This window comes from Vibrio sp. 2304 (assembly GCF_033339475.1).
GTDB lineage: Bacteria > Pseudomonadota > Gammaproteobacteria > Enterobacterales > Vibrionaceae > Vibrio > Vibrio alginolyticus.
Window position 1 is genome coordinate 18,310 of record NZ_JAWOUQ010000016.1, and the last position, 12,541, is coordinate 30,850.

A 12,541-nucleotide genomic window follows, 5' to 3' on the forward strand; every position below is an offset into this window, starting at 1 on the left:
AAACGCCATATCCTCTTCTGAGCGATCTCGTTTTAGCGATTTCAGAGGGCTGGTCTTCTAGTCTCTAGCAAGCCAGTCACCCTCTTCACAACTAGATATAAGGTCGTCAAAAATGACTTTCAAGGGAAAAAATAAAAAATTTTTAAAGCATCCACTATCCCCTTGAACAGCTTAGTTCCTCATCACTTCGCGATCAGTGATAAAAAGCCCGCCGTTCTGGAGGGCTCAATCTACACTTTACTTGCGGGAGGATTTACGCGCTTTTACAACGCCCTTTTCTGCCGCCTTTTCCTGCTTTAATTTACGCTTTTCTTTTAGACTCAACTGCGGTTGTTTCTTTTCTTTCTTACTCATGACTTCACCTCTATTTATTGGCACAACAGACAACCACACAGCATTTTCTGCGCTGGAGGCTGCGATTGATGAACAATTTCAGTAATCACAAAGCAGCGTCGCTGATTAAAAATTTCCACTTCAAGCGCATCATTTTTAGCTCGACCTAATAGTCGAGACCCCAAATAAGAATCGACCGCGAGCATACCTGTCATGGGTTGCCCCTTGCGCGAGCTGACCAATGTCATGCGATATTGATAGGCGCGTTCAACATCCACTAAGCGAACCGTGTCCCCAACCGCAATACGAGCTCGGTTACGGCAATGGGCTTGTTGCTCGCAGGTTTCAAATAGCGATAACAACCTTAGTGGTGATTGATAGGTTAAAAAGCGACTGGTTAACCACCAAGTTCGCAGCGCCAAGCAGTACGCTGAGAACCAGCGTTCAAACATGATTATTTCCTTCTTAATGCCTTGTCTTACAAATAAATTCAGTGCATTGAACCGGAAGTGCATCACTTCCGGCTTAGTTCAGGAAAGTCATCACCATTTTCTTAGTCTCCTTAATCATCAGCTCTTCAGCACTATAGCGAGCAGAAAAAAGAAAGCAAAAGCGCTCAAGCGAACAAAATGGCGAGAAAAAAAGAAAACAGATATAAAATGGCAGGCTTGATCGGGTTGTTGGCAGTTAGTACCAGAAAAACATCCGCTTTAGCAGAAAGTGGCGATTTTAGCTGGTGATACAACAAAAAAAGCAGCGATTTCTCGCTGCTTTTTACTATCACGAACAGTGTCGTTATACGTCTAGGTTCGCTACTTTCAGTGCGTTCTCTTCGATGAAGTTACGACGAGGTTCTACTTGGTCACCCATTAGCGTAGTGAACAGTTGATCTGCGCCTACCGCATCTTCAATCGTTACCTGCATCATACGACGAGTTTCTGGGTCCATGGTGGTTTCCCAAAGTTGGTCTGGGTTCATCTCACCTAGACCTTTGTAGCGCTGACGGCTTAAGCCACGCATTGACTCTTTCACTAACCAGTCAAGCGCTTCTGCAAAGTTTGCCACTGGCATAGTACGCTCACCACGTTTGATGTACGCGCCTTCTTCCAGAAGTCCATCAAGTGCTTCTGATAGATCAGCCAACTTGCCGTACTCTTTCGAGTTTAGGAAGTCGATGCTAATTGCATGTTCGTGCGTCACGCCGTGAGTACGAACCACAATCTTAGGCAAGTTTAAGCCTAGCTCTTCGTGCTGCTCAACTTCGTAGCTGTACTGGCTTGCACCCACTTCTTTCGCATTCAGCTGTTCAATAAGCTGCTTCGTCCACGCTTCCACAACTGATGCGTCATGGCATTGCTCTGGCGTTAGGCGAGGAGTGTAAATCAACTCGTTTACCAAAGCACTTGGGTAACGACGGCTCATACGTTCCGCCAGTTTAATACCCGCATTGTACTGTTGAACAAGCTTCTCTAGTGCTTCACCAGCCAATGCTGGTGCTTCTGCGTTTACGTGTAGCGATGCGTTGTCCAGAGCCAATGATACTTGGTATTGGTTCATCGCTTCTTCATCTTTGATGTACTGCTCTTGTTTGCCTTTTTTCACTTTGTATAGTGGTGGCTGAGCGATGTACACATAGCCACGCTCGATAAGCTCTGGCATTTGACGGTAGAAGAAGGTCAACAGTAGCGTACGGATGTGCGAACCATCGACATCGGCATCGGTCATGATGATGATGTTGTGGTAACGAAGCTTGTCCGGGTTGTACTCGTCACGACCGATACCACAACCAAGTGCAGTGATCAGCGTTGCTACTTCTTGCGAAGACAGCATCTTGTCGAAACGCGCTTTTTCTACGTTAAGAATCTTACCTTTTAGCGGTAGGATTGCTTGGTTCTTACGGTTACGGCCTTGTTTTGCGGAGCCGCCTGCCGAATCACCCTCCACTATGTATAGTTCAGAGAGTGCCGGATCTTTTTCCTGACAGTCTGCAAGTTTACCTGGAAGGCCAGCTAGGTCTAGTGCACCTTTACGGCGCGTCATTTCACGAGCTTTACGCGCTGCTTCACGAGCACGTGCTGCATCGATGATTTTCGAACAAACCATCTTCGCTTCTGTCGGGTTCTCAATCAGAAACTCAGACAGTTTTTCACCCATTGCAGACTCAACAGCTGATTTCACTTCAGAAGAAACCAGTTTGTCTTTTGTTTGGCTTGAGAACTTAGGATCAGGCACTTTCACCGAAACAACCGCAGTTAGACCTTCACGCGCATCGTCGCCTGAAGTCGCTGTTTTCGCTTTCTTCGAGAAACCTTCTTTATCCATAAAGCTGTTCAATGTACGTGTTAGCGCAGCACGGAAACCAGCAAGGTGAGTACCACCATCACGCTGTGGGATATTGTTGGTAAAGCAGAAGATGTTCTCTTGGAAACCATCGTTCCATTGCATCGCCACTTCAACTGAAATGCCGTCTTCACGCTCAGAGTTAAAGTGGAAGATTTTTTCGATGATTGGCGTTTTGTTGGTGTTTAGGTGATCAACGAACGCTTGAATACCACCTTCATACATGAAGTGATCATGTTTGTCCGCTTCACGTTCATCAACCAATTTGATCGACACACCAGAGTTCAGGAATGACAGTTCACGCAGGCGTTTCGCCAGAATGTCATAGTGGAACTCTGTGTTAGAGAACGTCTCGGCACTTGGCCAGAAACGAATTTGTGTACCGGTTTTATCCGTATCACCCACAACGGCTAGTGGCGCTTGAGGCTCACCATGGCGGTAGGTTTGCGTATGGATATGGCCACCACGATGAATCGTTAGCTCAACTTTCTCTGATAGTGCGTTTACTACTGAAACACCTACCCCGTGAAGACCACCCGATACTTTGTATGAGTTATCGTCGAACTTACCACCCGCGTGAAGAACCGTCATGATTACTTCTGCTGCAGAGACATTTTCCTCAGAGTGGATTTCTGTTGGAATGCCACGACCATCATCGCTAACGGAAACCGAGTTATCCTCATGAATTGTCACAACGATGTCTTTACAGTGACCTGCCAACGCTTCATCAATTGAGTTATCCACCACCTCGAAAACCATGTGGTGAAGGCCGGTGCCGTCGTCCGTATCGCCGATGTACATTCCTGGACGCTTACGTACCGCATCCAGACCCTTCAGTACCTTAATACTCGATGAATCGTAATTTTCAGACATGAGTTTCTCTCTTCTAGTTTGACTCTATCCTGCCATGTTCCACATGAAACAATTTACCGTTATCGTCCAACATATCGGCGATTTGGCTTTCAGTGATAGAGCTTACAAATACTTGTGCGCCCGTCTCTTTTAAGCAGTCAGCAAGACGCTTGCGACGTTGGCTATCTAATTCCGACGCGAAGTCATCAATTAGGTAAATGCATTGTTTACCGGCCATCTCTGTCAGGTGTTGCCCTTGCGCTACACGCAATGCACACACCATGAGTTTTAATTGACCGCGTGACAGAACATCTTCAACGGGCGTTCCGTTCACTTTAATGCGCAAATCAGCTTTGTTTGGGCCACTAAAGGTGTATCCCAATGCCTGATCACGCTCAAAATTCTTTTCTAGTATCTCGTGGTATGGAGTGTCTTTATCCCAGCCACGATAATACTTCAATTGGATCTCAAATTCTGGCAAAAATGTCTGACAGATAGTTTCTGCGACGGTTTTCATCTGCTCGATGTAACTTGCTCGCCATTGGCTGATGTTTTCAGCCAACCCTGCCATTTCCTGATCCCAATAACTGAGCTCACGATAACTATTGGCGGTTTTCAACAACGCGTTGCGCTGCTTGTTCAGGCGCTTGAACCTTCCCCATGCTTGATAAAAAGCGGGCTCGGTATGAAACACGCCCCAATCAATAAACGCACGACGATGTTTAGGGCCATCTGTCAGTAAATCAAACCCTTCTGGGTGTATCAACTGCAGAGGCAGAACTTGTGCCAACTGCGCTAATTTTTGTCCAGATTGACCGCCTATTTTAACCTCTGTTGAGCCATCACGCTGCTTATTAATGCCGATAGGTAGCTCAAATTGATCCGAGTTCAAAAAACGACCATGAACAAACAGTTCGTCACACTCATTTTGTATCACTCGTCCGGTGAGAGAGCTCTTGAATGAGCGGCCATGCCCGAGCAGATAAACCGCTTCTAAGACACTGGTTTTACCGCTGCCGTTCGGCCCGATAAGAAAGTTAAAGCCTGCTGATAACTCAATATCACAGGCTTTAATGTTTCGAAACTGCTGAATGATGAGACGAGAAAGAGGCATTCAGTTGGCTTATAGACGAATTGGCATCACCACGTACATGGCACTGTCATCGTCGGCATTTTCAATCAACGCGCTAGCGTTAGCATCCGACATCGACACACGTACATTTTCACAACGCAACGTGTTCAGAACATCAAGCACATAGCTTACGTTAAAGCCGATTTCGATGGCGTCACCTTCAAAGGTTACATCAAGCATCTCTTCCGCTTCTTCTTGTTCTGGGTTATTCGCGGTTATGCGCATTTCAGTATCAGCCAGATTCACTCGCACGCCACGGAATTTTTCGTTGGAAAGAATCGCAGCACGAGAGAAGGCTTGGCGCAACTCGTCACAACTTGCTATTAGTGTCTTATTGGTGCTCTGAGGCAATACACGGCGGTAGTCAGGGAAACGACCATCAACCAACTTAGAGGTAAAAGTAAAGTTATTCACCTCAGCACGAACATTGGAGCTACCGATCTGAAGTACTACGGGCTGCTCTGGCGCATCCATCAACTTTACTAATTCTTGCACACCTTTGCGTGGCACGATGATTTGCTTCTGCGCAAAGTCCGCACCTAGCTGAGTTTGCGATACCGCCATACGGTGGCCGTCTGTCGCCACGCTGCGTAGCGTGGTGCCGTCAATTTCAAACAACATGCCGTTGAGGTAGTAACGAACGTCTTGATTCGCCATCGAGAACTGAGTTTTGTCGATCAGCGTACGTAAATCAGCTTGGCTCAGTGATACTTCCACTTCGCTTTGCCAGTCTTCAATATTAGGGAAATCGTTCGCAGGAAGCGTTGCCAACGAGAAACGGCTGCGACCAGAGCGAACTTGTACGCGATCACCTTCTAATACAAATGTGATGATCGCATCGTCCGGTAAACCACGGCAGATATCGAGAAACTTACGCGAAGGAACGGTAATGCTGCCCGCTTCAAAATCACCTTCTAGCGTCACTTTGCTTACTAACTCTACTTCAAGATCGGTTGCCGTCATCGACAATACGTTCTCTTCTACTTTAAGAAGTAGGTTACCCAGGATTGGCAGAGTTGGTCGGCCACCTAAAGCGCCCGAAACCTGCTGTAGCGGTTTGATTAAATGACTACGTTCAATGGTAAATTTCATGCTTGGCTCTTTACGCTGTCAGCTCAATAAATGATTTGCTTAGAATACCGTTATTCTAACCGATTACGAAGACAGGGTGCGAATCAAGTTAGAGTAATCTTCTTTAATGTCGTGGCTCTCTTCACGCAGCTGCTCAATCTTGCGACAAGCATGAAGTACGGTCGTATGATCGCGGCCCCCGAACGCATCGCCAATTTCAGGCAAACTGTGGTTGGTTAGCTCTTTTGCTAACGCCATAGCCAGCTGACGAGGACGCGCTACAGAACGAGAACGACGCTTAGACAGCAAGTCCGCCACTTTAATCTTGTAGTATTCCGCCACGGTCTTTTGAATGTTATCGATCGTCACCAGCTTCTCTTGTAGAGCAAGCAGATCGCGCAGCGCTTCACGCACAAAATCAATCGTGATTGGACGACCAGTAAAGTTCGCGTTCGCGATAACACGGTTCAATGCACCTTCTAGCTCACGAACGTTCGAACGCAGACGCTTGGCAATGAAGAATGCCACTTCATCAGCAAGGTGGATTTGGTGATCTTCAGCTTTTTTCATCAAGATCGCCACACGCGTTTCAAGCTCAGGTGGCTCGATCGCAACAGTAAGACCCCAACCAAAGCGAGATTTAAGACGATCTTCAACGCCATTAATTTCTTTAGGATAACGGTCAGACGTTAGAATGATCTGCTGATTACCTTCCAATAGTGCGTTGAAGGTATGGAAGAATTCTTCTTGTGAACGTTCTTTATTAGCAAAGAATTGGATGTCATCGATAAGGAGCGCATCCACGCTGCGGTAGTAGCGTTTGAATTCTTCAATCGCATTGTTTTGCAACGCTTTTACCATGTCTTGCACAAAACGTTCTGAGTGCATGTAGACCACTTTTGCGTTCGGGTTGTTATCCACAATCGCGTTGCCCACCGCATGCAACAAGTGCGTTTTACCCAAGCCCGTGCCGCCGTATAGGAACAGCGGGTTGTATGCTGCACCAGGATTATCCGATACCTGACGCGCCGCAGCCAAACCCAGTTGGTTCGACTTACCTTCAACAAAGTTGTCGAACTTGTGTTTTGGGTTCATGTTTGAGCGGTGATTGATAGCCGCAATCGCTTGAGCGTCGTCATCCCAGGTTTTGTGTACTGGCTTACGCGCCTGTAATTGCGCAGGTGCAGATGACTCCGCAGCCACATCTGCAGGCGTACGTGTCGGCGCTGGTTTTGGTGCAGAGACATGTCGGCTCCCCACTTCAAAACGTAAGTTAGGAATATCGCCACCGCAGTATTCCTGCAGTAAGCGAGTAATATTGTTCAGATACTTATCACGCACCCAGTCCAACACAAAGCGGTTTGGCGCGAATAGAGTGAGAGTATTGTCATTGAGCTCCGCTTGTAGCGGACGAACCCACATGCTGAATTCTGTAGCTGGTAGCTCTTCTTGAAGCTGCTGCAAACATTGCAGCCAAAGCGAAGATGACACGGTGCCCCCACTGAGTAATTGAATTATCGGAAAAGACTGGCAATTTTACCTGTTGATAACCAAGATCGCCAGCGATTGATCGACGATCCAGTGAATAAGATCCAAGTTATTCACAATTATTTCTGCAAACTTGATGAGATCAACACACCTTGCCCCAAATTTGCCCACACAACGATCCACAATTGGGCAAAATTCACAAGATCGAGCGATTGGTGATAAGTCTGTGTATTATTTTATTCCCAATGCTGATTTTGTCGATCATTTCGCTAGGTTCAGTTCGCATTTTCGTCACATTTAACATTCTTCTTCTATTATCTAATAACTCACAGGTCTAGGTTATTGCTCTTGGTTATTTATTTAATTGAGCTAACTAACAGTAGTATTTCCAACCATAAAATTATGGAGATGTATTATGAAAAACTGGATTAAGGTTGCCGTTGCAGCCATTGCACTGTCGGCAGCAACCGTACAAGCCGCTACTGAAGTCAAAGTTGGTATGTCAGGTCGCTACTTCCCGTTTACTTTTGTAAAGCAAGACAAGCTACAAGGCTTTGAAGTCGACATGTGGGATGAAATCGGTAAACGTAACGATTACAAAATCGAATACGTAACAGCCAACTTCTCTGGTTTATTTGGTCTTTTAGAAACCGGTCGTATCGATACGATCTCCAACCAAATAACCATGACTGATGAGCGTAAAGCTAAATACCTATTTGCTGACCCTTACGTTGTAGATGGCGCACAAATTACCGTGCGTAAAGGCAACGACAGCATCAAAGGTGTTGACGATCTTGCGGGTAAAACCGTTGCGGTGAACCTAGGCTCTAACTTTGAGCAACTGCTACGTCAATACGATAAAGACGGCAAGATCAACATTAAAACGTACGACACAGGTATCGAACATGACGTGGCGCTCGGTCGTGCAGATGCATTTGTAATGGATCGTCTTTCTGCTTTAGAGCTGATTAAGAAAACTGGTCTTCCTTTGGAATTGGCAGGCGAACCGTTTGAGACCATTCAAAACGCATGGCCTTTCGTGGACAACGAGAAAGGTCGTAAGCTGCAAGAAGAAGTAAACAAAGCACTGGCTGAGATGCGCGCAGATGGTACAGTAGAGAAAATTTCCGTGAAGTGGTTTGGCGCTGACATCACGAAATAAGAACTCTTTGTACTTTAGGCCGCAAAGTGGTATCACTCTCGGACTAAAATAAACTTACGTAAAGGTGGAACTTGTTTTCCACCTTTTCTTTTCTCTAGCCTTTAGGTAAGCCGTATGGGATTTGACTTTAATTACATGTTGGAACTGCTGCCGATATTGCTGAAATATCTTGGCACAACCATGGAAATGGCGACATGGGGATTGGTGTTTTCGCTGATTTTATCCGTCATTTTAGCCAATATTCGCGTATTTAAACTGCCAGTTCTGGATCAATTAAGCCAACTGTACATCAGCTTCTTCCGTGGCACCCCACTGTTGGTTCAGCTTTTCCTGCTCTATTACGGCTTACCGCAAATTTTTCCATTGATGGTCGGTATCGACGCCTTTTCAGCAGCGGTTATCGGTTTAACGCTGCACTTTGCCGCTTATATGGCGGAAAGTATTCGTGCCGCCATTATTGGCATTGATCGCAGCCAAATGGAAGCGAGCTTATCGGTCGGTATGACGACATCCCAAGCAATGCGCCGAGTGATTTTACCTCAAGCAACGCGTGTCGCACTGCCTTCATTGATGAACTATTTCATCGATATGATCAAGTCAACGTCTCTTGCTTTCACGCTTGGTGTGGCCGAAATCATGGCGAAAGCACAGATGGAAGCCTCATCAAGTTTCCGTTTCTTTGAAGCTTTCCTTGCGGTTGCTCTTATTTACTGGGGCGTGGTGGTGATTCTGACTCGCGTACAAATCTGGGCAGAAGCAAAACTGAATAAGGCGTACGTACGATGATTAAGTTAGAAAATATTCACAAACGTTTTGGTGAGACTGAAGTGCTGAAAGGCATCGACCTCGATATTAAGCAAGGTGAGATCATCGTGATTATCGGCTCAAGTGGAACGGGTAAATCAACCTTGCTGCGTACGGTGAACTTTCTAGAGCAGGCAGATGAAGGTCGTATCACGATAGATGACATCTCCGTTGATACTCAAAAACACACTAAAGCCGAAGTATTAGCGCTGCGTCGTCGAACTGGCTTTGTGTTCCAAAACTATGCCCTGTTTGCCCACATGAATGCGCGCCAGAACATTGCCGAAGGTCTAGTGACCGTTCGAGGCTGGAAAAAAGCCGATGCTCTCAAACGAGCGCAACAAATTCTGGATGACATCGGCCTTGGGGATAAAGGCGATAGTTATCCAGCGGCATTGTCTGGCGGCCAACAACAACGTGTGGGTATCGGCCGAGCGATGGCGCTGCAACCAGAACTGCTGTTGTTTGACGAACCAACTTCTGCGCTGGATCCTGAATGGGTCGGTGAAGTTCTCTCATTAATGAAGAAGTTAGCTAATCAGCATCAAACCATGCTGGTGGTGACGCACGAGATGCAATTCGCGAAAGAAGTCGCTGATAGAGTGATCTTCATGGCGGAAGGCAATATCGTTGAGCAAGGTTCTCCACAGGATATCTTCGATAATCCACAAGATCCTCGTTTGAAAAAATTCCTTAACCAAGTAGGAATAGAGTAACGATCAAGCATCAGGATCGATTGATCCTTGAGATTTTACTCACACTACGTATAATCGCCCGGCCGGAATTTCGTACTCATTGAGTCATTGACACATTATGTGAGTGTGATTACAATTCCGCCTCTTTGTTGAGAGGCGTCGGTTGTCCTTCTCTATATAAAGAGCTTCTTTATATAAGAAAGCAAATACCCACGCCGGGTTTAACAAGAACCTAAAACTACTGATCAGTAAAGGTAATTATCATGAAACGCACTTTTCAACCTACAGTTCTAAAGCGCAAGCGTACTCACGGCTTCCGTGCTCGCATGGCAACTAAGAACGGTCGTAAAGTTATCAACGCACGTCGTGCAAAAGGCCGTGCGCGCCTATCAAAATAATCGCTAGTTTATTTTGAACACGTACGCGTTTAATCGGGAGTTACGTTTGTTAACTCCCGAGCATTATCAAAACGTCTTCCAGCAAGCTCATCGAGCTGGCTCGCCTCATTTCACCATCATTGCTCGCAATAACAAACTTTCTCACCCACGATTAGGTTTAGCGGTTCCCAAAAAGCAAATCAAAACGGCTGTCGGTCGTAACCGATTTAAGCGTTTGGCTCGTGAAAGCTTTCGTAACAATCAACATCAGCTTCCAAACAAAGATTTTGTTGTGATTGCGAAGAAAAGCGCGCAAGATTTAAGCAATGAGGAAATTTTTAAGTTGTTTGATAAGCTATGGCAACGCCTGTCTCGCCCTTCACGTGGATAGCCATTGGGCTCGTTTATCTGTATCGCTGGTTTATCAGCCCTTTGATTGGTCCTCGTTGCCGGTTCACACCAACCTGTTCCACTTACGCGCTAGAAGCTTTGAGAGCTCACGGTTTTGTAAAAGGATGTTGGTTATCAGGCAAACGTCTATTAAAATGCCACCCTTTGAATGAAGGGGGGTATGACCCCGTTCCACCAGTCCAAAAACAAGACAGAGATAACTAACGATGGATTCTCAACGTAATATCCTGCTCATCGGTTTGGCCCTGGTTTCTTTTTTGCTGTTTCAACAATGGCAAGTTGCAAAGAATCCAGAACCTCAAGCAGTTGAACAGGCTCAATCAAGCAGCACTCTACCTGCACCATCTTTTGCTGATGAACTTGACCCAGTTCCTGGTCAACAGCAAGCTTCTGCAAAAACTATCACAGTAACGACTGATGTTTTAACTCTGTCGATCGACACCGTTGGTGGCGATGTGGTACATGCCAACCTTAACGAATACTCTGCTGAGTTAGATTCATCAGATTCCTTTGTTCTGCTTAAAGACGCTCAAGGTCACCAATTTATCGCTCAAAGCGGTCTAGTGGGCCCTCAAGGTATCGACTTGAGCAGCACAAATCGCCCTCACTACAACGTAAGTGCAGACAGCTTCACAATGGCTGACGGTCAAGATGAACTTCGCGTTCCGATGACATTCACTGCAAACGGCATCGAATACACCAAAACTTACATCTTTAAACGCGGCAGCTACGCGCTTAATGTTGAATACGATGTAGTGAACAACTCAGGCAACAACGCAACATTTGGTATGTACGCTCACCTACGTCAAAACCTAATGGACGATGGTGGTAGCATCACAATGCCTACTTACCGTGGTGGCGCATACTCAACAGAAGATACGCGTTACAAGAAGTACAGCTTTGATGATATGCAGGATCGCAACCTGTCTCTTAACCTAGCCGATGGCCAAGGTTGGGCAGCAATGATTCAGCACTACTTTGCCGCAGCTTGGATCCCACGTAACGAACCAGGTACTAACCTATACACTCGTGTAATTGGCAACCTAGGCGACATCGGCGTTCGTATGCCGAACAAAACTATCGCAACAGGCGATCAGGCTAAGTTTGAAGCAACACTTTGGGTTGGTCCAAAACTGCAAGATGAAATGGCAGAAGTGGCACCTAACCTAGACCTAGTAGTGGACTACGGCTGGTTATGGTTCATTGCGAAGCCTCTTCATATGTTGCTTTCATTCATCCAGAGCTTTGTTGGTAACTGGGGTGTGGCAATCATCTGTCTGACCTTCATCGTTCGTGGTGCAATGTACCCACTAACAAAAGCGCAATACACGTCTATGGCGAAAATGCGCATGCTACAGCCTAAGCTGCAAGCAATGCGTGAGCGTATCGGTGATGACCGTCAGCGCATGAGCCAAGAAATGATGGAACTGTACAAGAAAGAGAAAGTGAACCCACTAGGTGGCTGTTTACCTCTTATCCTACAGATGCCTATTTTCATCGCGCTTTACTGGGCACTAATGGAATCGGTAGAGCTACGTCACTCTCCATTCTTCGGTTGGATTCATGACCTTTCAGCACAGGACCCTTACTACATCCTGCCACTATTGATGGGTGCGTCTATGTTCCTAATCCAGAAGATGAGCCCGACAACGGTAACGGATCCAATGCAGCAGAAGATCATGACCTTTATGCCGGTTATGTTTACCTTCTTCTTCTTGTTCTTCCCATCAGGTCTCGTTCTGTACTGGTTGGTGTCGAACATCGTAACGCTTATCCAGCAAACTCTGATCTACAAAGGATTAGAGAAAAAAGGCTTACACAGCAAGTAACCTTTTAGGAAATGATTGAGAAAGGCGGCCAAAAGGTCGCCTTTTTG

Annotated in this window: 12 protein-coding genes; 7 read left to right on the top strand and 5 right to left on the bottom strand. The window is 46.2% G+C overall.

Features of this window, described 5'->3' with window-relative positions; genetic code table 11:
- Window positions 1-368 precede the first annotated feature (368 nt).
- From R7P64_RS21465 to dnaA, 5 genes are all read right to left on the bottom strand, one after another.
- Window positions 369-785 carry a GreA/GreB family elongation factor gene (locus R7P64_RS21465; RefSeq protein WP_025768940.1) on the bottom strand — a complete coding sequence of 139 codons (417 nt, stop codon included), beginning with the start codon at window positions 783-785 and terminating at the stop codon, window positions 369-371.
- 343 nt (window positions 786-1,128) lie between these two features.
- Complete coding sequence (gene gyrB, locus R7P64_RS21470) at window positions 1,129-3,546, bottom strand: DNA topoisomerase (ATP-hydrolyzing) subunit B (RefSeq protein ID WP_005378841.1); 2,418 nt, start codon at window positions 3,544-3,546, stop codon at window positions 1,129-1,131.
- A 13-nt stretch (window positions 3,547-3,559) separates the two neighbouring features.
- Window positions 3,560-4,639 (bottom strand): DNA replication/repair protein RecF, encoded by a 1,080-nt coding sequence (gene recF, locus R7P64_RS21475; RefSeq protein ID WP_005378839.1) that lies wholly within the window; start codon window positions 4,637-4,639, stop codon window positions 3,560-3,562.
- A 9-nt stretch (window positions 4,640-4,648) separates the two neighbouring features.
- The gene (dnaN, locus tag R7P64_RS21480) at window positions 4,649-5,749 is read right to left on the bottom strand and encodes a DNA polymerase III subunit beta (RefSeq protein ID WP_005394106.1); all 1,101 of its coding nucleotides are present in this window, start codon (window positions 5,747-5,749) and stop codon (window positions 4,649-4,651) included.
- Window positions 5,750-5,812: 63 nt separating this feature from the next.
- Window positions 5,813-7,219, bottom strand: a complete 1,407-nt coding sequence (dnaA, locus tag R7P64_RS21485; protein ID WP_318123956.1) for a chromosomal replication initiator protein DnaA — start codon at window positions 7,217-7,219, stop codon at window positions 5,813-5,815.
- 412 nt (window positions 7,220-7,631) lie between these two features.
- Between dnaA and R7P64_RS21490 the strand changes: the two genes are divergently transcribed.
- The 7 genes from R7P64_RS21490 to yidC all read left to right on the top strand — a co-directional run bounded on the left by R7P64_RS21490 (window position 7,632) and on the right by yidC (window position 12,494).
- Window positions 7,632-8,378, top strand: coding sequence for an amino acid ABC transporter substrate-binding protein (locus R7P64_RS21490; protein ID WP_005378831.1), 747 nt, complete (start codon window positions 7,632-7,634; stop codon window positions 8,376-8,378).
- A gap of 114 nt (window positions 8,379-8,492) precedes the next feature.
- Entirely contained in the window at window positions 8,493-9,164 is a 672-nt protein-coding gene (locus tag R7P64_RS21495; RefSeq protein WP_005378829.1) for an amino acid ABC transporter permease, read from the top strand.
- The gene (locus R7P64_RS21500; protein ID WP_005378827.1) at window positions 9,161-9,898 is read left to right on the top strand and encodes an amino acid ABC transporter ATP-binding protein; all 738 of its coding nucleotides are present in this window, start codon (window positions 9,161-9,163) and stop codon (window positions 9,896-9,898) included. Before R7P64_RS21495 ends, R7P64_RS21500 begins: the two co-directional genes overlap by 4 nt.
- A gap of 242 nt (window positions 9,899-10,140) precedes the next feature.
- A complete protein-coding gene (rpmH, locus tag R7P64_RS21505) occupies window positions 10,141-10,275 on the top strand; it encodes a 50S ribosomal protein L34 (RefSeq protein ID WP_005378825.1) in 135 nt (44 codons plus the stop codon).
- 46 nt (window positions 10,276-10,321) lie between these two features.
- Window positions 10,322-10,645, top strand: coding sequence for a ribonuclease P protein component (gene rnpA, locus R7P64_RS21510; protein WP_005394102.1), 324 nt, complete (start codon window positions 10,322-10,324; stop codon window positions 10,643-10,645).
- Window positions 10,612-10,869 carry a membrane protein insertion efficiency factor YidD gene (gene yidD / locus R7P64_RS21515; protein ID WP_005378822.1) on the top strand — a complete coding sequence of 86 codons (258 nt, stop codon included), beginning with the start codon at window positions 10,612-10,614 and terminating at the stop codon, window positions 10,867-10,869. Before rnpA ends, yidD begins: the two co-directional genes overlap by 34 nt.
- A 2-nt stretch (window positions 10,870-10,871) precedes the next feature.
- Entirely contained in the window at window positions 10,872-12,494 is a 1,623-nt protein-coding gene (gene yidC, locus R7P64_RS21520) for a membrane protein insertase YidC (protein ID WP_005383834.1), read from the top strand.
- Window positions 12,495-12,541: the final 47 nt, after the last annotated feature.

Bases quoted from the DNA above. Each gene is read 5' to 3' on its own strand.
- rpmH (WP_005378825.1), top strand. From the start codon at position 10,141: ATGAAACGCACTTTTCAACCTACAGTTCTAAAGCGCAAGCGTACTCAC.
- dnaN (WP_005394106.1), bottom strand. From the start codon at position 5,749: ATGAAATTTACCATTGAACGTAGTCATTTAATCAAACCGCTACAGCAG.
- R7P64_RS21490 (WP_005378831.1), top strand. From the start codon at position 7,632: ATGAAAAACTGGATTAAGGTTGCCGTTGCAGCCATTGCACTGTCGGCA.
- R7P64_RS21495 (WP_005378829.1), top strand. From the start codon at position 8,493: ATGGGATTTGACTTTAATTACATGTTGGAACTGCTGCCGATATTGCTG.
- R7P64_RS21500 (WP_005378827.1), top strand. From the start codon at position 9,161: ATGATTAAGTTAGAAAATATTCACAAACGTTTTGGTGAGACTGAAGTG.
- yidC (WP_005383834.1), top strand. From the start codon at position 10,872: ATGGATTCTCAACGTAATATCCTGCTCATCGGTTTGGCCCTGGTTTCT.
- yidD (WP_005378822.1), top strand. From the start codon at position 10,612: ATGGCAACGCCTGTCTCGCCCTTCACGTGGATAGCCATTGGGCTCGTT.
- R7P64_RS21465 (WP_025768940.1), bottom strand. From the start codon at position 785: ATGTTTGAACGCTGGTTCTCAGCGTACTGCTTGGCGCTGCGAACTTGG.
- gyrB (WP_005378841.1), bottom strand. From the start codon at position 3,546: ATGTCTGAAAATTACGATTCATCGAGTATTAAGGTACTGAAGGGTCTG.
- recF (WP_005378839.1), bottom strand. From the start codon at position 4,639: ATGCCTCTTTCTCGTCTCATCATTCAGCAGTTTCGAAACATTAAAGCC.